The organism is Streptomyces sp. NPDC031426, assembly GCF_055581585.1.
In genome coordinates this window covers 182,314-205,880 of the sequence record NZ_JBVIJE010000011.1, presented here as the reverse complement: position 1 = coordinate 205,880, position 23,567 = coordinate 182,314, and the positions used below count along the sequence as shown (strand labels likewise).

Sequence of the window (23,567 nt, the reverse complement as noted above, 5' to 3'; positions counted from 1 at the left end):
CCCCGGGTCAGCCCAGCGCCGACTTCACGGCGTCGGCCAGCCGCCCGGCGACGGACCGGGCCTGGTCGATGTCCGCGGCCTCGACCATCACCCGCACCAGCGGCTCGGTTCCGGAAGGCCGCAGCAACACCCGTCCCGTCTCACCGAGTTCGCGCTCGGCCTCGGTCACCGCGGCAGCGAGCTCCGCCGACGTCCGCACCCGCGACTTGTCCACGTCCGGCACATTGATCAGCACCTGCGGCAGCCGCTCCATCACGGACGCCAGCTCCCGCAGCGAGCGGCCGGTCTCGGCGACCCGCGCCGCCAGCAGCAGCCCGGTCAGCGTGCCGTCGCCGGTGGTCGAGTGGTCGAGGATGATGACGTGCCCGGACTGCTCGCCGCCGAGCGCGTACCCGTGCTCCTTCATCTCCTCCAGGACATACCGGTCGCCGACGGCGGTCTGCACCAGGTTTATCCCGGCCCTCTCCATCGCCAGCTTGAAGCCCAGGTTGGACATCACGGTGGCGACGACCGTGCCGGCCCGCAGCGCGGAGCGCTCCCGCATGGCCAGCGCCAGCACGGCGAGGATCTGGTCGCCGTCGACCTCCTCGCCGGTGTGGTCCACGGCCAGACACCGGTCGGCGTCGCCGTCGTGCGCGATGCCGAAGTCGGCGCCGTGCTCGACCACCGCGGCCTTGAGGTGGTCCAAGTGGGTCGAGCCGCAGCCGTCGTTGATGTTCAGACCGTTCGGCTCGGCGCCGATCGTGACGACCTCGGCGCCCGCCCGGGAGAACGCCTCCGGCGAGACCCCCGAGGCCGCGCCGTGCGCTTCGTCCAGGACGATCTTCAGTCCGTCGAGCCGGTTCGGAAGGACGGACAGCAGATGGCCGACGTACTGCTCGAAGCCCTCGTCGTAGAACCGCACCCGGCCCACGCCCGCGCCCGTCGGCCGCTCCCACGGCTCGCCGTGCCGGTGGGAGTCGTACACCGCCTCGATCCGGTCCTCCAGCTCGTCGGCGAGTTTGTGGCCGCCGCGGGCGAAGAACTTGATGCCGTTGTCCGGCATCGCGTTGTGGCTGGCGGAGAGCATCACGCCGAGGTCGGCGCCGAGGGCGCCGGTCAGATGCGCCACCGCGGGCGTCGGCAGCACGCCGACGCGCAGCACGTCCACGCCGGCGCTGGCCAGGCCCGCGACCACGGCCGCCTCCAGGAACTCCCCGGACGCCCGCGGGTCCCGACCGACCACCGCCGTCGGCTTGTGGCCCTCGAAGGTGCCCGCCTCGGCCAGCACGTGGGCCGCCGCAACGGACAGGCCGAGCGCCATCTCGGCCGTCAGGTCCGCGTTGGCAACACCGCGCACGCCGTCCGTGCCGAAGAGTCGTCCCACTTGTCCTCCTGAGGAAACTGCGATCACACGAGCCGTTGAGCGGCTGAGCGTCCCGTGTCGTTATACGCCCTTGCCTGGGATAAACGAACGCCCCGACGGCACAAGTGGCGTGCCGCCGGGGCGTTCGGAGTACGAGCAGGCGACGCTTAGCGCTTGCTGTACTGCGGAGCCTTGCGGGCCTTCTTCAGACCGGCCTTCTTCCGCTCGACCGCGCGGTCGTCGCGGCGCAGGAAGCCGGCCTTCTTCAGCGGGCCGCGGTTGTTGTCGACGTCGGCCTCGTTCAGGGCGCGGGCGACACCGAGGCGCAGGGCACCGGCCTGACCGGAGACACCGCCACCCGCGATGCGGGCGATGACGTCGTAACGGCCTTCCAGCTCGAGCACCTTGAAGGGCTCGTTGACTTCCTGCTGGTGCACCTTGTTCGGGAAGTAGTCCTCGAGGGTGCGACCGTTGATCTTCCACTTGCCGGTGCCCGGGACGATCCGGACGCGGGCGATGGCGTTCTTGCGGCGGCCCAGGCCGGCGGCGGGCTGGGGCTCACCGAAGCGCGAGGCGAGGGACTCGGAGGTGTACTCACCCTCCACCGGAACCTCGGACTCGGTGGTGTAGCTCTCGATGTCTTCGATCTCTTCGATCGGCTGCTCGGCAGTGGTCTCGGCCACGATTCTCCTCAGATTCTGTTCAGTCTTAGGGGGTGGCCGGACTTACTGCGCGACCTGGGTGATCTCGAACGGCACCGGCTGCTGGGCAGCGTGCGGGTGCTGGTCACCCTTGTAGACCTTCAGCTTCGACAGCATCTGACGGCCGAGGGTGTTCTTCGGGAGCATGCCCTTGACGGCCTTCTCGATGGCCTTCTCAGGGTTCTTGTCGAGCAGCTCGTCGTAACGGACGGAGCGCAGACCACCCGGGTAGCCGGAGTGGCGGTACGCCATCTTCTGGGTCCGCTTGTTACCGGACAGGTGCACCTTGTCGGCGTTGATGATGATGACGAAGTCACCAGCGTCGACGTGCGGCGCGTAGATCGGCTTGTGCTTGCCCCGGAGAAGGGTCGCTGCAGTGGTGGCGAGACGGCCCAGGACAACGTCCTGAGCGTCGATGACGTGCCACTGGCGCGTCACATCGCCGGGCTTGGGGCTGTACGTACGCACGGTTCGTAGCCTTCGCTTCGAGTGAATGGTCCTGAACAGGTCACCGAAACGATCACGACAGCCTTGACCGCACGGCGGCGACGCAAACCGCGTACATGGGGTCGCTGGTCATCGGCCCGGTGGACCGGTGTAAGGGCCCGTCCCGTGAGAATGAGCAAGCCAATACACAACGAACAAGCAGAATACCGGGGTCGTCGGCGAGGGTCAAAACGGCCGATCGGCGTGCTCACCCGCGCCCCCCGTCTAAGATGCGCCCCATGAGTTACGGGCAGGGGGGACCCCAGTCTCAATGGGATCCCTGGAAACCGCATTCGCAGCAGTCCTGGAACAGCGGCGGTGACGACGGGACCCCGGACTGGGCGGCGCTCGCCGAGGCCTCGGAGACCCGCAACAAGCGCCGCAGACTGCTGTTCATCGGCGCCGGCGCCGTCGCCACGGTAGCCGTCGGCACCGCCGTGGCCATGGCCGTCGTCTCCGCGAACAGCGGCACCGACGCCTCCGGCGGTCCCACCGGCCTGCCCGCCAGCGCCTCCGTGCCCAGCGGCTCCCCCACGCCGTCCTTCGCGTCCACCAGCGCCCCGCCGCCGCTGGACCCGAGGGACTTCATAGCCAGCGCCAAGAAGGACACCGCCCCGCTCAGCGCCGACACCCTCTTCCCGGGCACCCAGCTGACCATGGGCGAGACCGTGTACAAGAAGGGCGCGACGGCCGACACCACGAACTGCGCCTCCGCCGCCAGCGGCAACCTCCCGAAGATCCTCACCGCGGGCGGCTGCACCCGCCTGATCCGCGCGACCTACACCAACGGCGGCGTCGCGATCACCGTCGGCGTCGCCGTCTTCGACGAGCAGGCGCAGGCCACGCAGGTCAGGAAGCAGGCCGCCAAGAAGGCCGTGGTGCGCTCCCTGCCCGGCAAGGGCGTCAAGAACTTCTGCGACTCCGCGATCTGCCTGACGACCACGAACGCCGTCGGCCGCTACGCCTACTTCACCACCGGCGGCTTCCTCAACGGCAAGAACGTCACCAACAAGGACACGGCGGTCTTCCGGGCCGGCACCGACCTGCAGCAGTTCGTCTTCAACCAGATCTACCGCCGCGGCCAGGCCCAGGCGTCGGCAGCCGCCAACGGCTGACCCGGGCGGGTCAGCCTCTCCCCCGCACACCGGCCGCCCCACATCGGCCACCACCACGAACGCCCGGGGGAACCGGCCCATGCCCATACACCACACCTTGAGCCCCCACCCACGGACGACCGCGCCGACCACCGACGAGAGCGGGCGCACGGGCGCCGGCGCGGACGGCGGCACCGCCACCGGTCCGCACACCGCCCGGGGCGCCGGCGCGGTCCGCCCCGACACCCTGCCCCCTCCCCCCGCCGCCCGCGCCACCCTCCGCGACGACCAGGCCAACGCCACCCCCGGCGTCACCGACGGCGCCGTGTCCGTCTCCCCGGCGCGCCACGACAACGGCACCGCGGCCAACCACCCCCTCCGCACCCCCCTCCCCCGGTCCGCCACCGCTCCACCCGCAGTCGCCGACGCAGGCCTGAACCCCGGCGCCACCCTCCGCGACGACCGAGCCGACGGTCGCCGCAGTATCGGTCTCGAACGCGTCGCCCGAGGCAATCCGGCCGTCGCTGCTCCGCTCCTGCTGAAAGTCGCGTGACCCTGTGCGCATGCGAGGGCGGGTCGGGCTGTTGGGGGCCGCGGCGGGAGTCGCGTTGGGTGGGCCGGCGGCGGTGTGGGCCTGGTCCGAGTGGGCCGCCGGGGGCGACGGACGGGCGCCGGTGCTCGTGCCCGGTGATCTGCGGCATCGCGATCCGCATGCCACCCCCGCCGCGCGCCGGGTGTACGCGCTGCTGGCCGGGCTGGAGAACGACGCGCGCCGGGGTCGCCCCAGCCGGACGGTGATCGGGCAGCACGTGGAGCTGCACAACGAGCGGTACAACGTGGACTACGGCGACTACCGGGGGACGAAGCAGCCGGGCTACTACTACCGCAAGGTCCGGGACATCACCGGCCGGCTGCCCGGCTTCGTGGAGCTCGACCTGGGGCCGGGGTACGGGCAGCCGGGCTGGGCGGTGGGCGAGGCACGGTCCTACTCGCGGGCCTGGCCGAGCTGCCGCCGTATGTGGGGCTACGCGGAGGACGCCGTCGACCTCGCCGTGGGCGTGTGGACAGGGCTGCCCCGCCCGGCGGACGGCTCGTACCGCCCCTCCGGCACGCACACGGAATGCGCCTCCGGCACGGAGGTCGCCCTGCCCCACAACGGCGGAGCCCCGGCGGGCATCGTCGGCTTCTCCTTCCACCAGCCCTATCCCGGCAGTCCCATCAAGGGCTTCCCGCAGACCCTGCACCGCAACTCGCCCGCCGTGGACGATCCCGGCTGGTTCGGCCGGGTGATCACCGAGGGCACCGCCGAGCACGGGGCCCTGCTGCACGACCTGGACTATCTCGCGGACCACCTGGGCTACCTGGGCGCCCGGGGCGTACCGGTGCTGCTGCGGCCGTACCACGAGATGAACACGAAGCCCGGCCACGGCTTCTGGTGGGCGGGGCAGGACCCGGCCGGGTACCGGAGGCTGTGGCGGCTGACGCACGACTACCTGGTGCACCACCGGGGCCTGCACAACCTGATCTTCGTCTGGGCCCCGAACTCCTGGGACGGCTCCTACGGCACTGCGCCCCGGCCGTACTACCCGGGCGGCGCGTACGTGGACGTCGTGGGCGTCGACGACTACAGCGGGAGCCCCGCCCGGCCGTACGGGCGCGGCGCCTGGACCGAGGTCTGGTACCGAGGCCTGGAGGAGTACGCCAGGCCCCGGATCGTCGCCGAGTCCTTCTCCGTGCCCCTCAACGCGCACCAGCCCCGGACCCTGTCCCGCACACCGTGGGTGCTGTGGACGGTGTGGGGGCAGGCGCTGACGTACGAGAACGTGTCCGAGCCGCGGCACAAGAACACCGCGGCCGACGTGAAACGGACGTACGCCTCGCCCCGAGTGATCACCGCCGAAGAGTGGAGGTCACTCCGCAAGGCATCACTTGATTAAATTTTGAACACATACGCTTCACACGTGTTCCTTACCGCGCACATACATGCAAGGATCATGTATCTGTTCGGCCAGTGGTTTGGGCGCCTGGGGGGGCATCTGAGCGGCGAGTGGCCGAGACGCCGAAGAAGGCGTCGGGGGGGAGTGAACCCTGAGTAGACGTGCCGTGGTGCGCCTCGCACCACGGCCGAGATCTGCTGCCTCGACGCGCCCACCGATCTCAGGGGAGTTCCGCAGTCGTCATGGCATCGACAATGGTCGACGGGGGGATGTCGCCTTCGCGGCACAGCACCAAGCTGGCGAAACGTACCGCCGCATGGAAGCCGGGCATCCTGCCGTTCCTGATCCCGCTGGTCCTGCTGACCGTCTTCAGCCTGTGGTCGTACACACCCAGTCACTCGCCGCTGGCCTGGTTGATCACCATCTGCTGGGCCCTTCCGGTGCCCGGGGTGCTCGTCTCCATCCAGGGCTTCGTGCTCATCCGCCACCGGCTCCGCAAGGCCCACCTGATGACCCCGCCCGCCCTCGTCGAGCAGGACTTCCTGATCGTCCTCGTGCCCACCATCGGGCGCCACGACACCTACCCGGCCCTGGAGCGCTCGGTCCTCTCCTACGTGGAACACCTGCCGGAATGGTTCCCGTACATGCGCGTGGACGTCCTCACCGAGGAGGGCTGCGAGGCCGCCGAGCGGATCGACGAGCTGGCCACGAGCAGCCACCTGATCCGCGTGGTCACGGTCCCGAAGGCCTACCAGACCAAGAACGGCACCCGGTTCAAGGCCCGCGCGAACAACTACGCCCACGAGCTGCGCATCGAGGAGGGCGAGGCCCTCGACAACGTGTGGGTCCTGCACATGGACGACGACACCGGTGTCGGCCCCGACACCTCGGCGTCTCTCGCTCAGTTCATCAACCGCCAGCGCCGCGCGGCCCCCGAAGAGGTCAAGCACATGGCGCAGGGCATCCTCACCTACCCGCGCGAGAACGCGGTGAGCCTGCTCACCTGGTTCGCCGACGCCATCCGCCCCGCCGACGACATCGCACGGTTCCGCGCCTTCACCGGCCTCGGCACCCCGGCCGCCGGTGTGCACGGCGAGCTCCTCGTCATCCGCGCCTCCATCGAGGCCGAGATCGGCTGGGACTTCGGCCCCAAGGAGATCGTCGAGGACGCCCGGCTGGCCCTGACCTTCTGCCGCCTCTACCCGGGCCGCAGCGACTGGTTCAACGGCCGCTGCTACGGCGCTTCGCCGGCCAACACCAAGGACTTCGTCAAGCAGCGCGAGCGCTGGGCCTGGGGCCTGGTCGCCCTCTGCTTCAACCGCAAGGTCCCGCTGCGTTACCGCTGGTTCCTGACCATCTGCGTGACCAGCTGGATCCTCGGCCCGCTGCAGCACGTCGGCACGATCCTGTTCGTGGCGTGGTTCATCGGCGACATGAACACCTCGCCCGTGACCCAGTCGGTCGTCCTGTTGTGGTCGGTCAGCTTCGCCTACGTGATCTGGGCGTACTGGGAAGGCCTGCGCCTCAACGCGATCGCCTCGGTGAACGGCAGGCGCAAGTGGTGGGAGCCCATGGCCGTCCTGCTCCTGCTGCCCTACTTCTCCCTCATCGAAGGGCTCGGCGGCATCAAGGGCCTGTGGAAGTTCGTCCGCCGCGAGGAGAACAAGTTCGTCGTCATCGCCAAACCCGCCTGACCCGGAAGAGATCACACACCCATGAAGCGCGCACGCCTGCCCATGCTCGCCGTGCTCCCCGTCGCCGTCATCTCCTTCGTGATCGCGGTCCCCTTCGTGATCGGCGACCACCCGCTGCAGTGGTCGTCGGGCTCGCTCGTGCCGCACCTGGTGCTCGACGGCAAGGAGCCCACCGGGCCGGCCAAGGGCGGTGACGGCCAGACCTCCGCGGCCACCTCACCGACCACCGAGGTCGCCAAGGTGGACAAGGAGTGGAAGAAGGGCATGCCGCAGTGGGGCGCCCAGCTCTACTGGGAGGACAACCCCGGGCACTCCCTCACCTATGTCGAGAAGCAGGCCCGGCTGCACGCGAACTACCTGGTCGGACTGCACGCCAACTCCGTCAGCGTGTCCTTCCCGTTCCTCACCGGGAACCGCTCGTCGACGAAGATCAGCGCCGGTGACAAGACACCGACGCCCGAGCATCTTGCCCGCGTGCTGCGGATCTTCCATGAGGCCGGCCTGCGCACGACCGTCCGGCCCCTCATGGACGAGCACTCCCTGACCGCGGAGAACGGCTGGCGCGGCAACATCAAGCCCGCCGACCGCGATGCCTGGTTCACGTCCTACGAGAAATTCCTGACCCCCTATCTGAAGGCCGCCGACAGCGAGAAGGCGACCACCTTCGTCATCGGCACCGAACTGAACTCCCTGCAGGGCGATCCGCACTGGGACGGTGTCGTGAACGACGCCGAGAAGCTGTTCGGTGGCGAGGTCGCCTACGACGCCAACTGGGACGCATACGTCACCGGCCCCGTGACCATGCCGGTCACCCATCTCGGCATCGACGCCTACTTCCCGGTCAAGGTCGGCGACAACGCCTCGGTGTCCACCTTGGTCGCCGGCTGGAACAAGTGGCTGGACAGGAAGGCAACCGGCCCCCTGCCCAAGATCACCATCGCCGAGGCGGGCATCGGCGCGATGCACGGCGCCTACCACGCCCCCGGCGACTTCTACACCAAGCGCGCGGTCGACCCCCAGGTGCAGGCCAACTGGTACACCGCCGTCTGCCAGGTCGTCCAGGAACGGCATATGAGCGGCGTCTACTGGTGGTCGGTCTACTTCGACGACGACCCGAACACCAAGCCCGACGACAAGGTCGCCTCCCGGCTCGACTTCGCCGGACGCCCCCTCACCGAAAAGGCCATCAGGTCCTGCTTCAGCTCCGGCTACGCAGGACCCGGCAACGAGACCGCAAGCTGACCCGAGGGACGCAATCATGCAAGAAGCCATCATCCTGGTGGGCGGCAAGGGAACCCGACTGCGCCCCCTGACGAACCACACTCCGAAACCGCTGCTCAACGTCGCGGGCTCCTCCTTCATCCGGCACCAGATCGCCAAGCTGATGGACGCCGGCGTCGAGCACGTCGTGTTCGCCACCTCCTACCTCGCCGACCTGTTCGAGCAGGAGTTCAAGGACTTCTCCCAGGACCTGGAGATCTCCTACGCCGTCGAGGAGATCCCGCTCGGCACCGGAGGAGCGATCCGCAACGCCGCACGGCTGTTGCGCGGCACCTCGGCCGACGCGCCGGTGCTGACCCTCAACGGCGACATCCTGTCCGGCGTGGACCTGCGCGCCGTCATCGAGCAGCACCAGACCCGCGACGCCGACGTGACCCTGCACCTCACGAGGGTCCCCGACCCGCGCGCCTTCGGTCTCGTCCCCACCGACGAGGCCGGCCGGGTGCTGTCCTTCCTGGAGAAGCCCAAGACGCCCGAGGAATGCGTCACCGACCAGATCAACGCCGGCTGCTACGTCTTCCGCCGCTCCGTCCTGGACGCCATCCCGGCCGACCGGGAGGTCTCGGTCGAGCAGGAGACCTTCCCGCAGCTGGTCGCCGGGGGCGGGCGCGTCTTCGGCCATGTCACCGACGACTACTGGCGTGACCTCGGCACCCCGCTCGCCTTCGTGCACGGGTCCGCCGACCTGGTCACCGGCAGGGCGACCTCGCCGCTGGTGGGGCCGTCGGCCGAGGCCCTGATCCATCCCACGGCCACGGTCGACGCGACCGCCCGCGTCACGGGCGGCTCGACGATCGGCCCGCACGCCGTCATCGGCCCGCGCGTGGTCGTCGACCGGTCCATCGTCGGCGCGAACGTCAGCGTGGCCGAGGGCGCGCAGATCCACGAGTCGGTGGTCGACCACGACTCGTCGATCGGCAGCGAATCGTTCCTCCGCGAGGTGGTGGTGGGCTGCCACTCGCATGTCGGCGCGCAGAACGAACTGCCCGCCCAACTGCGGCTCGCGTGCGGCATCCGCATTCCCGCCCAAGGTGTGCGCGTCAGCGGTACGGCTGTCGCCTGCCCGACGGTCCACTGAAGTCGCCGGCCAGCCCGGACAGTTACTGGAGAACCGTGACCCGCCATCGCTCAACGGCCGCACAGACCGAGCGTCTTCGCAAGTACCGGCCGGACATTCAGGGCCTGCGTGCCGTCGCCATCATGATGGTCGTCACCATGCACTGCGGCATCATCGACATCCACGGCGGCGTGGACGTCAGCTTCGTGCTGAGCGGCTTCCTCATCGGCAGCCAGCTCCTGGCCGAGATCGACAAGACCGGCAAGGTGTCCCTGAGCAAGTTCTGGGCCCGCCGGATGCGGCGGCTCGCCCCGGGCATGGCCGTGGTCGTCATCACCACGGCGATCGTGGCCTGGCTCTACGCCAGCCCGCTCAGGTTCCGTGACACCATGCGGGACGGCCTCAGCGCGGCGCTCAGCTTCATGAACTGGCGCCTCGTCGAGACCGGCACCGACTACTTCGCCAACAACGGTACGCAGTCCCCGTACCAGCACTTCTGGTCGCTGGGCATCGAGGAGCAGTTCTACGTCGCCGCCCCGATCGTCCTCATCGTCACGGTCTGGCTCTCCCGCGGGCTCTTCCGCAACCGCGCCCTGGTGGCGCTGTTCCTGACCGCCGTGATCGCCGGGTCGCTGTACCTGTCCGTCAAGCAGACCGCCGAGAACCAGCCCCTCGCCTACTTCGGCACCCAGACCCGTATCTGGGAACTCGCCTCGGGCATCCTGCTCGCCCTCGGCGCACCACTGCTGTCCCGCATGAACCAGGGGCTGGCCGCCGTCATCTCCTGGCTGGGACTGGCCACCACGATCGGCACCGCCCTCCTCATCACCAAGGAGACACCCCTTCCGGGGTACGCGGTGGCCGGACCCGTGCTGGGCGCCTGCATGATCATCGCCGGCGGCTGCGCCAATCCCCGCCTCGGCGTGGAGACGATCCTGCACAACCCGGTGACCGACTACGTCGGAAACGTCAGCTACGGCTGGTACCTCTGGCACTGGCCGATCCTGATCCTCTGGCCGTTCGTGGTGGGCCGGGACATCACCTACTCGGACCGCTTCCGGGTGTTGTCCCTGTCGTTCATCCTTGCCGTCCTCATGTACTACGTCGTGGAGTTGCGCTTCAGGAACAACGCGCAGTTGGTGACGACCCCCTGGAAGGGCATCTTCGCCGGCGGCACGGCCACCGCGGGAGCGGCCGCGGCCACGGCCTGCGCCATGTTCATCCCGCTCAACCTGGTCACCTCGGCCTCCGCCGCCAACGGGGACGCGGGTGGGTACGCCGGCGAGGCCTCGGTGCGGAAGGCCGTGCTCCAGAAGGAGCTCTCCGCGACCGCGCAGAGCGCTCTGCCGGGCTCCCCCGAGGACATGACCCACTACGGCTGCATCGACAACACCGACGTCAAGAAGTTCGTCATGCGCGACAACTGCGTCATCGGCGACAAGCAGGGCAAGAACTCGATCGTGGTCATCGGGGACTCCCACGCCTGGCAGTGGGGCGACGCCTTCGACGCCCTCGGGAAGTCGCTGCATGTGAAGGTGGTGACCATGGCGAAGGGCGGCTGCTCCCCCGAGGTCTACGCCATCAAGAACCCCGAGCTGAACCGCGAGTACTCCGAGTGCGACAGCTGGCGGACCTCGGCGTTCAAGAGCATCGGGGATCTCAAGCCCGACGTCATCGTCGTCACCAGCCGCATCCGGCGCGAGGTGACCGAGGCCGGTGCCGAGCAGGCCTTCAGGGTCTTCGAGGCCTCCGGCGCCCAGCTCGTCTACATCACGGACACCCCGCAGCCCGGCAGGAACGTACCGGACTGCCTCGCCACCCACATCCACGACGTCTCCGCCTGCAATCCCACCGAGGACAAGGCCGTCGAATACCGTGACCTCCGCGCCGTGGAGCAGAAGGTCGCCGAACGCCATGGCGCCCGGGTCCTCGACTCTCTGCCGGCGTTCTGCGCGGACAGCGTCTGCCCTACGGTGATCGCCGACCGGATCGTCTACTTCGACGCCAGCCACATGACGGCGGGCTACGCCAAGTCGCTGGCGCCCTTCATCAAGCCGACCCTGAAGAAGGCCCTGGCCGGCTGATCCGTCAGTCGGCCCGGACCCTCAGCCGGCGCGCCTGCCGCTGCCTCTCCAGAAGCCGGTCGTCCGCCGGATAGGCGACCTCTTCCAGCGTCAGCCCGTGCGGGCGGACGACGTGCACGGCGCTGTCCCTGACGCCCGCGTCGAGGACCCGCCGCGGCCACTCCACGTCGCGGTGGCCGTCGCCCACGAACAGCAGCGCGCCGACCATGGAACGCACCTGGTTGTGGCAGAAGGCGTCGGCGCGGACCTCGATCTCCACGATGCCGTCCGCGCACCGGCGCACCCCGAAGTCGAGGATCTCGCGGATCGTCGTCGCCCCCTCGCGCTTCTTCGCGTACGCCGCGAAGTCGTGCTCCCCCACGAGGGACTTGGCGGCGGCGTCCATGACGGCGACGTCCAGGGGCCAGTCGTGCCAGAGGACGTGGCCCCGCAGCAGGGGGTCCACTCCGCCGGGGTTGTCGGTGACGCGATACACGTAGCGCCGCCATATCGCGGCGAAGCGGGCGTCGAAGCCGCTCGGCGCATCCCTGAGCGCCCAGACCCGCACGTCCTTCGGCAGCCGTCCGGCGAGTCGCTTGAGCAGCTTCTCGTGGTGCTCCCGCCAAACCCCCTCGGGCAGATCGACATGCGCGACCTGTCCCCGCGCGTGCACCCCGGCGTCGGTGCGTCCGGCGACGGTCAGCTCGTAGGTCTCCCGGGACCGGGTGACGGTCCGCAGCGCGTCCTCGATCTCCCCCTGCACGGTCCGCCTGCCACCGGCCTGCTTGGCCCAGCCGTGGAAGTCGGTGCCGTCGTAGGAGACGTCGAGGCGGACACGGACATGACCGGGCTGTACTTCACTCACCCTTGGATCCTCTCAGGTACGCGAAAGCGGGCCCGCCCGGGTGAAGGGCGGACCCGCTCAGCTCAGGCGGAGCCTCAGGCCTCCGTCGACTCCTCAGCGGGAGCCTCGGCGGCGTCCTCGGCCTTGGTCTCCTCGACCTTGGCCTCCTCGGCCTCCTTGACCGCACGCTTGGTGGCGGCCTCGGCCTCGCCCACGGCCTTCTGCTGCACCGTCAGCGCCTCGACCAGCTCGATGACGGCCATGGGCGCGTTGTCGCCACGGCGGTTACCGATCTTGGTGATGCGGGTGTAGCCACCGGGACGGTTCTCGTACCGCGGGCCGATCTCGGTGAAGAGCGTGTGGACGATGCCCTTGTCCGTGATGACCTGGAGCACCTGACGGCGGTTGTGAAGGTCGCCCTTCTTCGCCTTGGTGATCAGACGCTCGGCGTACGGGCGCAGGCGGCGGGCCTTCGCCTCGGTGGTGGTGATACGGCCGTGCTCGAAGAGGCTCTTCGCCAGGTTCGCGAGGAGCAGCTTCTCGTGCGCGGCGCTGCCGCCCAGACGGGCACCCTTGGTGGGCTTCGGCATTGTTCTTCTCCTGTGTGTCTGCCCCGGCCGTGTCAGGTACCAGGGTCAGTATCTGAGCAGACGGTTGTCTGTCAGAGATCCGGGGTCCGCTGACGCGAACCCCGGAGGCTGTGGCGATCAGTACTGCTCGGTCTCCACGAAACCCGCGTCCGCGTCGTCGTCGGCGCCAAAGGCGTCAGCCGCGGCCGTGGGGTCGAATCCGGGCGGGCTGTCCTTGAGGGCCAGGCCCATGCCGGCCAGCTTCGCCTTGACCTCGTCGATGGACTTCGCACCGAAGTTGCGAATGTCGAGGAGGTCGGCCTCGGAGCGCGCGACCAGCTCACCCACGGAGTGGATGCCCTCGCGCTTGAGGCAGTTGTAGGAGCGGACCGTGAGCTCCAGCTCCTCGATCGGCAGCGCGAGGTCGGCGGCCAGGGCGGCGTCCGTGGGGGACGGGCCCATGTCGATGCCCTCGGCGTCGATGTTCAGCTCGCGGGCGAGACCGAACAGCTCGACCAGGGTCTTACCGGCCGACGCCATGGCGTCACGCGGACGCATCGCCTGCTTGGTCTCGACGTCGACGATCAGCTTGTCGAAGTCGGTGCGCTGCTCGACACGCGTGGCCTCGACCTTGTACGTGACCTTGAGCACCGGCGAGTAGATCGAGTCGACCGGGATACGGCCGATCTCCTGGCCCACCTGCTTGTTCTGCACGGCGGAGACATAGCCGCGGCCGCGCTCGACCGTCAGCTCCATCTCCAGCTTGCCCTTGCCGTTGAGCGTGGCGAGGACGAGGTCGGGGTTGTGCACCTCGACACCGGCCGGGGGCGCGATGTCAGCGGCGGTGACCAGACCCGGGCCCTGCTTGCGCAGGTACATCACGACCGGCTCGTCGTGCTCCGAGGAGACGACCAGCTGCTTGATGTTGAGGATCAGGTCGGTGACGTCCTCCTTGACGCCCGGCACGGTGGTGAACTCGTGCAGGACGCCGTCGATGCGGATGCTGGTGACAGCAGCGCCGGGGATCGACGACAGGAGGGTACGGCGGAGGGAGTTGCCGAGGGTGTAGCCGAAGCCCGGCTCCAGCGGCTCGATCACGAACCGGGAGCGGAACTCGTCGACGACCTCTTCGGTCAACGAGGGACGCTGAGCGATCAGCATGTGTGGATCAGATCCTTCATTCGTGGACGCCCGCTATTTGACGTCCTACGGAAACCGCACCCGTGAAAAGTGCGGGTACTGCAAGGGTACGGGCGGTACGACCCTTACGGAGCCGTACCGCCCGGAACCCACAGCCAGACGAAGCTGCCAGGCGTCAGACGCGGCGGCGCTTCGGCGGACGGCAGCCGTTGTGCGGGGTCGGGGTGACGTCCTGGATGGAGCCGACCTCGAGGCCCGTGGCCTGCAGGGAGCGGATCGCGGTCTCACGACCGGAGCCCGGGCCCTTGACGAACACGTCGACCTTGCGCATGCCGTGCTCCTGGGCGCGGCGGGCGGCCGACTCGGCGGCCATCTGCGCGGCGAACGGCGTGGACTTCCGGGAGCCCTTGAAGCCGACGTGGCCGGCGGAGGCCCAGGAGATCACGTTGCCGGACGGGTCCGTGATGGAGACGATCGTGTTGTTGAACGTGCTCTTGATGTGCGCGTGGCCGTGAGCGACGTTCTTCTTTTCCTTGCGGCGCACCTTCTTGGCAGCGCCCTGACGACCCTTGGGGGGCATCTACAAACTCCTACGGGAGGTGGTCGGTCCTACAGCGAAGACCGTGGACAGGTGTCCGCTGCGGACTACTTCTTGCCCGGCTTCTTCTTGCCGGCGATGGCGCGACGCGGGCCCTTGCGGGTACGGGCGTTGGTGCTGGTGCGCTGACCGCGGACGGGCAGACCGCGACGGTGACGCAGACCCTGGTAGCAGCCGATCTCGACCTTGCGGCGGATGTCGGCCTGGATCTCGCGACGGAGGTCACCCTCGGTCTTGATGTTGTTGTCGACGTACTCACGAATCGCGACGAGCTGCTCCTCGGAGAGGTCGCGAACGCGGGTGTTCGGGTCGACGCCGGTCGCAGCCAGCGTCTCCTTCGAAAGGGTCCGGCCGATGCCGAACACGTAGGTGAGGGCGACCTCCACGCGCTTTTCGCGCGGGATGTCAACACCGGAAACGCGTGCCATTCAATGGCTCCTGGTGATCTTCGGAGGTCTTCCGCAGAACCGGCTCCCAGTCGCCGTATCAGGTACGAACTGGGTCCCCGGCCTCCGAACCGGGGGTGTCGAGCTGGTGGGCTCGGGTTCTGCGTATGAACAATTCAGCTCGCGTCGCGCGAATCTCTGCGATAGAGGTGCAGAGGGTTAGGTCGTGCGTCAGCCCTGGCGCTGCTTGTGGCGCGGGTTCTCGCAGATGACCATGACCCGACCGTGACGGCGGATCACCCTGCACTTGTCGCAGATCTTCTTGACGCTCGGCTTGACCTTCATTGGATTGAGGTTCTCCGGGTCAGTGCCACCACCCCGCGAGAGCGGGATGCGGGCAAGATCTACTTGTAGCGGTAGACGATCCGGCCACGCGTCAGGTCGTACGGAGACAGCTCCACCACGACCCGGTCGTCAGGGAGGATGCGGATGTAGTGCATACGCATCTTGCCGCTGATGTGTGCCAGGACCTGGTGGCCGTTCTGGAGCTCGACCTTGAACATCGCGTTCGGAAGAGACTCGACGACAGTGCCCTCGATCTCGATGGCACCTTGCTTCTTGGCCACGCTTCGCCCTTCGAATCGACTACCTTGTTCGACTCAGGTCGCAGTCCCATGCTTGCAGGCATGAGGGTGCACAAGAGCCGACGAGTCAGTCTACGTCGGCGCACCGTGAAAGGCGAATCGAGACAGTCTGCCCCAGCCGGGAGATCACTAACCGAGCGGATCGGGAGCGGCGGTGATCCCGTACTCCGCCAGCTTGGCCCTGCCGCGCCCCTTCCTTGACGCCGGCCACCGACCGGCGGTTGCAGGCGGGGCCGCCATCAGCCGAGCGGGTCCGGGGCGGTCGAGATGCCGTACTCCGCCAGCTTGGCCCTGCCGCCGTCCGGGGCGGTGAGGACCAGGGGACCCTCCGCGGTCAGGGCGACCGAGTGTTCCCAGTGCGAGGACCAGGTGCCGTCCGTCGTGATGACCGTCCAGTCGTCCGACAGGACCTCCGTGCGCGGGGTGCCGAGGGAGACCATCGGCTCGATCGCGAGGCAGAACCCGGGCACCAGCTTGGGGCCCTTGCCGCGGCGGCGGTCGACGTAGTTCAGCAGATGCGGGTCCATGTGCATCTCGGTGCCGATGCCGTGGCCGCCGTAGTCCTCGATGATCCCGTACTTGCCGCCGCCCGGCTTCGGCTGGCGGCGGATGTACGTCTCGATGGCCTTGGAGACGTCGACCAGGCGGTTGCCCTGCCTCATGGCCGCGATGCCGGCCCACATCGACTCCTCCGTCACCCGGGACAGCTCGATCAGCTCCGGAGCGTGACCGGAGCCCACGAACGCCGTGTAGGCCGCGTCGCCGTGCCAGCCGTCGACGATCGCGCCGCAGTCGATGGAGATGATGTCGCCGTCCTTGAGGACGACCTCGTCGGAGGGGATGCCGTGGACGACGACATCGTTCACGGACGTGCAGATGGTGGCGGGGAAGCCGCCGTACCCCAGGAAGTTCGACTTGGCGCCGTGCTCGGCGAGAACCTTGCGGGCGACCTCGTCCAGGTCCTTGGTGGAGGCGCCGGGCACCGCGGCCTCGCGGGTGGCCGCGTGGATGGCGGCGACGACCAGGCCCGCCGCACGCATCTTCGCGATCTGCTCGGGCGTCTTGATCTGCACCATGGGGGGCCTGCGCTCTCCGTCACTCACATCGGCTGGGGTATCTGTACAACAGTACGGCCGCGGCACCCGGGAGGGCGCCGCGGCCGTAAGAGCCGGGATCTTAGCTCTCGGCCTTCTCGCGCTTGAGGGCCTCCAGGGCCCGCTGCGTGATCTCGTCCACGGGACCCAGGGCGGAGATCGTCACGACCAGGCCCTGCGCCTTGTAGTAGTCGATGATCGGCTCGGTCTGCGTGTGGTAGACCTCCAGCCGCTTGCGAACGGTGTCCTCGGAGTCATCGTCGCGCTGGTACAGCTCACCGCCGCAGACGTCGCACACGCCCTCCTTCTTCGGCGGGCTGTACGTCACGTGGAAGACGTGCGCGGACTCGTTGCGGCAGACGCGCCGGCCGGCGATCCGCTTGACGACCTCGTCCTCCGGGACCTCCAGGTCCAGGACCGCGTCCAGCTTGATGCCCTCGGTCTCCAGGAGCTGGTCCAGCGCCTCGGCCTGCGACACATTGCGCGGGAAGCCGTCCAGCAGGAAGCCCTTCTCGGCGTCCGGCCGCTCCATGCGGTCCTTGGCCATGGCGATGGTGACCTCGTCGGGGACGAGGTTGCCGGCGTCCATGTAGGACTTCGCGAGCTTGCCCAGCTCGGTCTGCTGGCTGATGTTGGCCCGGAACAGGTCGCCCGTGGAGATGTGCGGGATGGCCAGCTTCTCGGCGAGGCGGACGGCTTGCGTTCCCTTACCGGCACCCGGCGGCCCGACGAGGACGATACGCATCAGCGGAGGAACCCTTCGTAATTGCGCTGCTGGAGCTGGCTCTCGATCTGCTTCACCGTCTCGAGACCGACACCCACGATGATCAGGATGCTGGTTCCGCCGAACGGGAAGTTGTTCGTCGCCCCGAACCCGACCAACGCCATTGTTGGCACGAGAGCAATCAGACCCAGATACAGCGAACCCGGCCAGGTGATCCGGTTGAGCACGTAGCTGAGGTACTCAGCGGTCGGTCGGCCAGCCCGGATGCCCGGGATGAAGCCACCATACTTCTTCATGTTGTCGGCGACTTCTTCGGGGTTGAAGGAGATCGCCACGTAGAAGAACGCGAAGAAAACGATGAGCAAGAAGTACAGAGTGATGTAAATCGGGTGGTCGCCCTTGGTCAGGTTGTTCTGGACCCAGTTCTTCCAGCCCGAGTTGCCCCCCGCGAACTGCGCCACGAGCGCCGGGATGTAGAGCAGCGAGGAGGCGAAGATGACCGGAATCACACCCGCCTGGTTCACCTTGAGCGGGATGTACGTGGACGTACCACCGTAGGAACGACGGCCGATCATGCGCTTCGCGTACTGCACCGGGATGCGGCGCTGGGCCTGCTCGACGAAGACGACGAGCCCGACCATGACCAGGCCGACCAGGATGACCGTGCCGAACTCGATCCAGCCGCCGGCCAGGGTGCCCTGCTTCTTGATGGCCCACAGCGCGGACGGGAAGGTCGCGGCGATCGAGATGAACATCAGGATCGACATGCCGTTGCCGATGCCGCGGTCGGTGATCAGCTCACCGAGCCACATCACGACGCAGGTGCCGGCGGTCATGCAGACGACCATCGTGATGGTCGTGAAGATCGCCTGGTCCGGGACGATGCTCGCGGCGACCGAGCAGCCGTTGAACAGCCGGCCGGTTCGGGCGGTGGCGACCAGGCCGGTGCCCTGCAGGATGGCGAGCGCCACCGTCAGGTACCGGGTGTACTGCGTGATCTTCGCCGTACCGGCCTGGCCCTCCTTCTTGAGGGCTTCCAGGCGCGGGATGACCACGGTCAGCAGCTGAAGGATGATGCTGGCCGTGATGTAGGGCATGATGCCGAGCGCGAAGACCGTGATCTGCAGCAGCGCACCGCCGCTGAACATGTTCACGAGGCCGAACAGGCCCTGGTTGGCCCCGGCCTCGGTCACACACTGCTGGACGGCCTTGTAGTTGACGCCGGGGATCGGGATGTGGGTACCGACCCGGTAGACCACGATGATGGCCAGCGTGAAGAGCAGCTTCTTGCGCAGGTCGGGCGTCCTGAACGCCCGGGCGAACGCGGTGAGCACGGTGCCTCCTGCGACCCCCGCGCAACTGCGTCAAGGGTGACGGTCTTGAGGTTCGACGGATACAGACGAATAGCTAACGGTCAACTGCCGCTCAGGGTGCCCCATGGGAGCAGCCGAAAAAAGTAGGCAGTGCTGGCCACCTTACCGGCGAGAGCACCACCCTTGGAACGACCGACCGGGGATACCCCTTTTGTGGAGTATCCCCGGTCGGGATCGTTCACGTCATCGAGGGACCTGAGGAACTCAGACCAGCTCGGTGACCGTACCGCCGGCGGCGGTGATCTTCTCCTTGGCGGAGCCGGAGACGGCGTCGACCGTCACCTGCAGCGCCACGGAGACCTCGCCCTGGCCGAGGACCTTGACGAGGCTGTTCTTGCGAACGGCGCCCTTGGCCACCAGACCCTCGACGGTGACCTCGCCACCCTCGGGGTAGAGCGCGGCCAGCTTGTCGAGGTTCACGACCTGGTACTCGGTCTTGAACGGGTTCTTGAAGCCCTTCAGCTTCGGGAGGCGCATGTGCAGCGGCATCTGGCCGCCCTCGAAGCGCTCCGGAACCTGGTAGCGGGCCTTGGTGCCCTTGGTACCACGACCGGCCGTCTTACCCTTCGACGCCTCACCACGACCGACACGGGTCTTGGCGGTCTTGGCGCCCGGGGCGGGACGGAGGTTGTGGATCTTCAGCGGGTTCTGCTCCGCCATGATCAGTCGACCTCCTCGACCGTCACGAGGTGGCGGACGGTGTGCACCATGCCGCGGAACTCGGGGCGGTCCTCCTTGACGACCACGGTGTTGATCCCCTTGAGACCAAGCGACCGCAGGGTGTCACGGTGGTTCTGCTTGCTGCCGATGTAGGACTTGACCTGCGTGATCTTGAGCTGCGCCATGATTACGCACCCGCCCCGGCACGCGCACGGAGCAGAGCCGCGGGAGCGACGTCCTCGAGCGGCAGACCACGGCGGGCCGCGATCTCCTCGGGACGCTGCAGACCCTTCAGGGCCTCCACGGTCGCGTGCACGATGTTGATGGCGTTGTCGGAGCCGAGCGACTTCGACAGCACGTCGTGGATACCGGCGCACTCGAGCACGGCACGCACCGGACCACCGGCGATAACACCGGTACCCGGGGACGCGGGCTTGAGCAGCACGACGCCGGCAGCCTTCTCACCCTGGATGGGGTGCGGGATGGTGCCCTGGATCCGGGGGACCTTGAAGAAGTGCTTCTTGGCCTCCTCAACACCCTTGGCGATGGCGGCCGGCACCTCCTTGGCCTTGCCGTATCCGACACCCACGGTGCCGTCACCGTCGCCCACCACGACCAGCGCGGTGAAGCTGAAGCGACGACCACCCTTCACAACCTTGGCGACGCGGTTGATCGCGACAACGCGCTCAACGTACGCGGTCTTCTCGGCGGCAGCAGCGCCGCCGTCACGGCCCTTCCGGTCCCGCCGCTCGCCGCCACCGGCACCGCCACCGCGGCGCTGGGGTCCAGCCATTGGAATTACCTCTCTCTTTTTCCGCTAGCTACGGAACCGGCTCAGAACTTGAGCCCGGCCTCGCGGGCGGCGTCCGCCAGGGCGGCGATGCGCCCGGCGTACTGGTTACCACCACGGTCGAACACGACGGCCTCGACACCGGCGGCCTTGGCACGCTCGGCGACCAGGGCGCCGACCTGCTTGGCCTGCGCGGACTTGTCGGCCTCGCCACCACGGATCGACGCGTCCAGGGTGGACGCCGACGCCAGGGTGTGACCCTTCAGGTCGTCGATCACCTGCGCCACGATGTGGCGGTTGGAGCGGGTCACGACCAGACGGGGGCGCTCCGCCGTACCGGCGATCCGCTTGCGGATCCGGATGTGACGGCGCTTGATCGCGGCGCGCTTGTAGGCGTCGCCCTTGAGGATCTTCTGCCCGTATGCCATGGCTTACTTACCCGCCTTTCCGACCTTGCGGCGGATGACTTCGCCCTCGTACTTGACGCCCTTGGCCTTGTACGGGTCGGGCTTGCGCAGCTTGCGGATGTTGGCCGCAACCTCGCCGACCTTCTGCTTGTCGATGCCCTCGACCGAGAAACGGGTCGGGGACTCCACCTTGAAGGTGATGCCCTCGGGGGCCTCGACGAGGATCGGGTGGCTGTAACCGAGAGCGAACTCCAGGTTCGAACCCTTGGCGGTCACTCGGTAACCGACACCGCTGATCTCGAGCTTCTTCACGTAACCCTGGGTCACGCCGGTGATCATGTTCGCCACCAGCGTGCGGGAGAGGCCGTGCAGGGCCTTGCTCTGACGCTCGTCGTTCGGGCGGGTCACCGACAGGGTGCCGTCCTCGCCCTTAGCGATGTCGATCGGAGCCGCGACGGTGTGGGACAGCGAGCCCTTGGGGCCCTTGACCGACACCGTACGGCCGTCGATGGTGACGTCCACGCCGGCGGGAACCGCGATGGGGAGCTTGCCGATGCGCGACATAGCTGTTTCCTCCGTTCCCTTCTGCTACCAGACGTAGGCGAGGACTTCCCCACCCACGCCCTTCTTGCCGGCCTGCTTGTCGGTGAGGAGCCCGTGGGACGTGGAGATGATCGCCACGCCCAGGCCGCCGAGCACCTTCGGCAGGTTGGTGGACTTCGCGTACACCCGGAGACCGGGCTTGGAGATCCGCTTGATGCCCGCGATGGAGCGCTCACGGTTGGGGCCGAACTTCAGCTCCAGGACGAGGTTCTTGCCGACCTCGGCGTCCTCGACCTTCCAGCCCGTGATGAAGCCCTCCTGCTGGAGGATCTCCGCGATGTGCGACTTGATCTTCGAGTGCGGCATCGCCACGGAGTCGTGGTACGCCGAGTTCGCGTTCCGCAGACGCGTCAGCATGTCTGCGATCGGATCAGTCATGGTCATGAATTGGCCTTCGGCCTCTCTCGCCGGGGTTTCCTGGTGCGCCATCCCTCTCCCCGATCCGAGACGGGACGGGTGCGGCGCGGTGGACCTACGGCGTAGTAAGTCGTACGGGCGGCGACAGACGCCCAACCCCACAAGCCTAAGGCATGCGAGCTGGGCGTCTGACCGCCCTATCTACTTACCGAGAGCCTTGGTGTTCCCGAATTGCCGGGACTACCAGGAGCTCTTGGTCACGCCCGGCAGCTCGCCACGGTGAGCCATCTCACGAAGGCACACGCGGCAGAGGCCGAACTTGCGGTACACGGAGTGCGGACGGCCGCAGCGCTGGCAGCGGGTGTAGCCACGCACACCGAACTTGGGCTTGCGAGCAGCCTTGGCAATCAGAGCCTTCTTCGCCATCTCGCTCACGCCTCCTTGAACGGGAAGCCGAGGTGACGAAGGAGCGCGCGGCCCTCAGCGTCGTTGGTCGCCGTGGTGACCACGGTGATGTCCATGCCCCGGGTACGGTCGATCTTGTCCTGGTCGATCTCGTGGAACATGACCTGCTCCGTGAGACCGAAGGTGTAGTTGCCACGGCCGTCGAACTGCTTGGGGGACAGGCCGCGGAAGTCGCGGATGCGCGGCAGCGCGAGCGACAGGGTGCGGTCCAGGAACTCCCACATGCGGTCGCCACGGAGCGTGACGTGGGCACCGATCGGCTGGCCCTCACGCAGCTTGAACTGCGCGATGGACTTGCGGGCCTTGGTGACGGCCGGCTTCTGACCGGTGATGGTGGTCAGGTCGCGGATCGCGCCCTCGATCAGCTTCGAGTCACGGGCGGCGTCGCCGACACCCATGTTGACCACGATCTTGACGAGGCCGGGAACCTGCATGACGTTCTCGTACTTGAACTCGTCACGCAGCTTGCCCGCGATCTCCTCGCGGTACTTCTGCTTCAGACGCGGAGTGGTGGTGGTAGCCATCAGATGTCCTCACCCGTCCGCTTGGCAACGCGGATCTTGTTGCCCTCTTCGTCGAAGCGGTAGCCGACACGCGTGACGACCTTCTTGCCGTCCTTCTCCACGACCAGCTGGACGTTGGAGACGTGGATCGGCGCCTCGGTGGTCACGATGCCGCCGGCCTGGGAACCGCCAGCGGTCGGACCGGCCTTGGTGTGCTTCTTGACCCGGTTGACACCCTCGACCAGGACACGGTCCTCGCGGGGGTAGGCCGCGATGACCTTGCCCTGCTTGCCCTTGTCCTTACCGGTGATGACCTGGACCAGGTCGCCCTTCTTGATCTTCATGCTTACAGCACCTCCGGCGCGAGCGAGATGATCTTCATGAACTTCTTCTCGCGCAGCTCACGGCCGACCGGGCCGAAGATGCGGGTGCCGCGAGGGTCGCCGTCGTTCTTCAGAATGACGGCGGCGTTCTCGTCGAAGCGGATGTACGAGCCGTCCGGACGGCGGCGCTCCTTGACGGTGCGAACGATGACCGCCTTGACGACGTCACCCTTCTTCACGTTGCCACCGGGGATCGCGTCCTTGACGGTGGCGACGATGACGTCACCGATGCCCGCGTAGCGGCGACCGGAGCCACCGAGCACACGGATGCAAAGGATTTCCTTCGCACCAGTGTTGTCGGCGACACGCAGTCGCGACTCCTGCTGGATCACGTCTATCTCCTGTTTGTCTGCCGGTTCCCGGCAGGGG

Annotated in this window: 30 protein-coding genes; 7 read left to right on the top strand and 23 right to left on the bottom strand. The window is 67.9% G+C overall.

Annotated features, from left to right (window positions below; all coding sequences use genetic code 11):
* Positions 1-7: 7 nt before the first annotated feature.
* From glmM to rplM, 3 genes are all read right to left on the bottom strand, one after another.
* Complete coding sequence (gene glmM / locus ACZ5NH_RS24385) at positions 8-1,366, bottom strand: phosphoglucosamine mutase (RefSeq protein ID WP_468778044.1); 1,359 nt, start codon at positions 1,364-1,366, stop codon at positions 8-10.
* Positions 1,367-1,512: 146 nt separating this feature from the next.
* Positions 1,513-2,028, bottom strand: coding sequence for a 30S ribosomal protein S9 (gene rpsI, locus ACZ5NH_RS24380; RefSeq protein WP_023547363.1), 516 nt, complete (start codon positions 2,026-2,028; stop codon positions 1,513-1,515).
* A 42-nt stretch (positions 2,029-2,070) separates the two neighbouring features.
* A complete protein-coding gene (gene rplM, locus ACZ5NH_RS24375) occupies positions 2,071-2,514 on the bottom strand; it encodes a 50S ribosomal protein L13 (RefSeq protein ID WP_030345455.1) in 444 nt (147 codons plus the stop codon).
* A gap of 257 nt (positions 2,515-2,771) precedes the next feature.
* Between rplM and ACZ5NH_RS24370 the strand changes: the two genes are divergently transcribed.
* The 7 genes from ACZ5NH_RS24370 to ACZ5NH_RS24340 all read left to right on the top strand — a co-directional run bounded on the left by ACZ5NH_RS24370 (position 2,772) and on the right by ACZ5NH_RS24340 (position 11,679).
* Positions 2,772-3,647 (top strand): hypothetical protein, encoded by an 876-nt coding sequence (locus ACZ5NH_RS24370; protein WP_388619659.1) that lies wholly within the window; start codon positions 2,772-2,774, stop codon positions 3,645-3,647.
* A 79-nt stretch (positions 3,648-3,726) separates the two neighbouring features.
* Positions 3,727-4,179 (top strand): hypothetical protein, encoded by a 453-nt coding sequence (locus ACZ5NH_RS24365; protein WP_468778041.1) that lies wholly within the window; start codon positions 3,727-3,729, stop codon positions 4,177-4,179.
* A gap of 10 nt (positions 4,180-4,189) precedes the next feature.
* On the top strand, positions 4,190-5,563 hold the full coding sequence (locus ACZ5NH_RS24360; protein ID WP_468778039.1) for a glycoside hydrolase family 26 protein: 1,374 nt from the start codon (positions 4,190-4,192) through the stop codon (positions 5,561-5,563).
* Positions 5,564-5,805: 242 nt separating this feature from the next.
* Positions 5,806-7,257, top strand: a complete 1,452-nt coding sequence (locus ACZ5NH_RS24355; protein ID WP_468778038.1) for a glycosyltransferase family 2 protein — start codon at positions 5,806-5,808, stop codon at positions 7,255-7,257.
* Between the two features lie 21 nt (positions 7,258-7,278).
* Positions 7,279-8,499: a glycoside hydrolase family 113 gene (locus tag ACZ5NH_RS24350; protein WP_468778036.1), complete on the top strand. Its 1,221-nt coding sequence runs from the start codon at positions 7,279-7,281 to the stop codon at positions 8,497-8,499.
* A 16-nt stretch (positions 8,500-8,515) separates the two neighbouring features.
* Positions 8,516-9,616, top strand: a complete 1,101-nt coding sequence (gene manB / locus ACZ5NH_RS24345; protein ID WP_468778034.1) for a mannose-1-phosphate guanylyltransferase — start codon at positions 8,516-8,518, stop codon at positions 9,614-9,616.
* Positions 9,617-9,651: 35 nt separating this feature from the next.
* On the top strand, positions 9,652-11,679 hold the full coding sequence (locus ACZ5NH_RS24340; RefSeq protein WP_468778032.1) for an acyltransferase family protein: 2,028 nt from the start codon (positions 9,652-9,654) through the stop codon (positions 11,677-11,679).
* Between the two features lie 4 nt (positions 11,680-11,683).
* On the opposite strand, the gene truA is transcribed toward ACZ5NH_RS24340, so the two are convergent.
* From truA to rplN, 20 genes are all read right to left on the bottom strand, one after another.
* Positions 11,684-12,523, bottom strand: a complete 840-nt coding sequence (truA, locus tag ACZ5NH_RS24335; protein ID WP_388619642.1) for a tRNA pseudouridine(38-40) synthase TruA — start codon at positions 12,521-12,523, stop codon at positions 11,684-11,686.
* Positions 12,524-12,597: 74 nt separating this feature from the next.
* Complete coding sequence (gene rplQ / locus ACZ5NH_RS24330; RefSeq protein WP_450984236.1) at positions 12,598-13,092, bottom strand: 50S ribosomal protein L17; 495 nt, start codon at positions 13,090-13,092, stop codon at positions 12,598-12,600.
* A 117-nt stretch (positions 13,093-13,209) separates the two neighbouring features.
* Positions 13,210-14,232: a DNA-directed RNA polymerase subunit alpha gene (locus ACZ5NH_RS24325; RefSeq protein WP_003966937.1), complete on the bottom strand. Its 1,023-nt coding sequence runs from the start codon at positions 14,230-14,232 to the stop codon at positions 13,210-13,212.
* 154 nt (positions 14,233-14,386) lie between these two features.
* A complete protein-coding gene (rpsK, locus tag ACZ5NH_RS24320) occupies positions 14,387-14,791 on the bottom strand; it encodes a 30S ribosomal protein S11 (protein ID WP_003956432.1) in 405 nt (134 codons plus the stop codon).
* 65 nt (positions 14,792-14,856) lie between these two features.
* Positions 14,857-15,237: a 30S ribosomal protein S13 gene (gene rpsM / locus ACZ5NH_RS24315; protein ID WP_009300593.1), complete on the bottom strand. Its 381-nt coding sequence runs from the start codon at positions 15,235-15,237 to the stop codon at positions 14,857-14,859.
* Positions 15,238-15,426: 189 nt separating this feature from the next.
* On the bottom strand, positions 15,427-15,540 hold the full coding sequence (gene rpmJ, locus ACZ5NH_RS24310; RefSeq protein WP_003998809.1) for a 50S ribosomal protein L36: 114 nt from the start codon (positions 15,538-15,540) through the stop codon (positions 15,427-15,429).
* Between the two features lie 59 nt (positions 15,541-15,599).
* Positions 15,600-15,821, bottom strand: coding sequence for a translation initiation factor IF-1 (infA, locus tag ACZ5NH_RS24305; protein WP_003948620.1), 222 nt, complete (start codon positions 15,819-15,821; stop codon positions 15,600-15,602).
* 257 nt (positions 15,822-16,078) lie between these two features.
* On the bottom strand, positions 16,079-16,915 hold the full coding sequence (gene map, locus ACZ5NH_RS24300) for a type I methionyl aminopeptidase (protein WP_388621019.1): 837 nt from the start codon (positions 16,913-16,915) through the stop codon (positions 16,079-16,081).
* Positions 16,916-17,015: 100 nt separating this feature from the next.
* Positions 17,016-17,678, bottom strand: coding sequence for an adenylate kinase (locus ACZ5NH_RS24295; RefSeq protein WP_468778029.1), 663 nt, complete (start codon positions 17,676-17,678; stop codon positions 17,016-17,018).
* The gene (gene secY, locus ACZ5NH_RS24290) at positions 17,678-18,991 is read right to left on the bottom strand and encodes a preprotein translocase subunit SecY (protein ID WP_388619634.1); all 1,314 of its coding nucleotides are present in this window, start codon (positions 18,989-18,991) and stop codon (positions 17,678-17,680) included. The genes ACZ5NH_RS24295 and secY overlap by 1 nt, the downstream gene beginning before the upstream one ends.
* A gap of 243 nt (positions 18,992-19,234) precedes the next feature.
* The gene (gene rplO, locus ACZ5NH_RS24285) at positions 19,235-19,690 is read right to left on the bottom strand and encodes a 50S ribosomal protein L15 (protein ID WP_030745257.1); all 456 of its coding nucleotides are present in this window, start codon (positions 19,688-19,690) and stop codon (positions 19,235-19,237) included.
* 2 nt (positions 19,691-19,692) lie between these two features.
* Positions 19,693-19,875 carry a 50S ribosomal protein L30 gene (gene rpmD, locus ACZ5NH_RS24280; protein WP_003998814.1) on the bottom strand — a complete coding sequence of 61 codons (183 nt, stop codon included), beginning with the start codon at positions 19,873-19,875 and terminating at the stop codon, positions 19,693-19,695.
* Between the two features lie 2 nt (positions 19,876-19,877).
* Positions 19,878-20,483, bottom strand: coding sequence for a 30S ribosomal protein S5 (gene rpsE, locus ACZ5NH_RS24275; protein ID WP_009190144.1), 606 nt, complete (start codon positions 20,481-20,483; stop codon positions 19,878-19,880).
* A gap of 41 nt (positions 20,484-20,524) precedes the next feature.
* Positions 20,525-20,908: a 50S ribosomal protein L18 gene (gene rplR, locus ACZ5NH_RS24270; protein WP_030641198.1), complete on the bottom strand. Its 384-nt coding sequence runs from the start codon at positions 20,906-20,908 to the stop codon at positions 20,525-20,527.
* A 3-nt stretch (positions 20,909-20,911) separates the two neighbouring features.
* Positions 20,912-21,451 carry a 50S ribosomal protein L6 gene (rplF, locus tag ACZ5NH_RS24265; RefSeq protein ID WP_388619630.1) on the bottom strand — a complete coding sequence of 180 codons (540 nt, stop codon included), beginning with the start codon at positions 21,449-21,451 and terminating at the stop codon, positions 20,912-20,914.
* 24 nt (positions 21,452-21,475) lie between these two features.
* Entirely contained in the window at positions 21,476-21,874 is a 399-nt protein-coding gene (gene rpsH / locus ACZ5NH_RS24260) for a 30S ribosomal protein S8 (RefSeq protein ID WP_004984520.1), read from the bottom strand.
* Positions 21,875-22,087: 213 nt separating this feature from the next.
* Positions 22,088-22,273 carry a type Z 30S ribosomal protein S14 gene (locus ACZ5NH_RS24255; protein WP_003948630.1) on the bottom strand — a complete coding sequence of 62 codons (186 nt, stop codon included), beginning with the start codon at positions 22,271-22,273 and terminating at the stop codon, positions 22,088-22,090.
* 5 nt (positions 22,274-22,278) lie between these two features.
* Positions 22,279-22,836, bottom strand: a complete 558-nt coding sequence (gene rplE, locus ACZ5NH_RS24250; RefSeq protein ID WP_061920719.1) for a 50S ribosomal protein L5 — start codon at positions 22,834-22,836, stop codon at positions 22,279-22,281.
* Entirely contained in the window at positions 22,836-23,159 is a 324-nt protein-coding gene (rplX, locus tag ACZ5NH_RS24245) for a 50S ribosomal protein L24 (RefSeq protein WP_388619626.1), read from the bottom strand. Before rplX ends, rplE begins: the two co-directional genes overlap by 1 nt.
* 2 nt (positions 23,160-23,161) lie before the next feature.
* Complete coding sequence (rplN, locus tag ACZ5NH_RS24240) at positions 23,162-23,530, bottom strand: 50S ribosomal protein L14 (RefSeq protein ID WP_003998823.1); 369 nt, start codon at positions 23,528-23,530, stop codon at positions 23,162-23,164.
* Positions 23,531-23,567 lie beyond the last annotated feature (37 nt).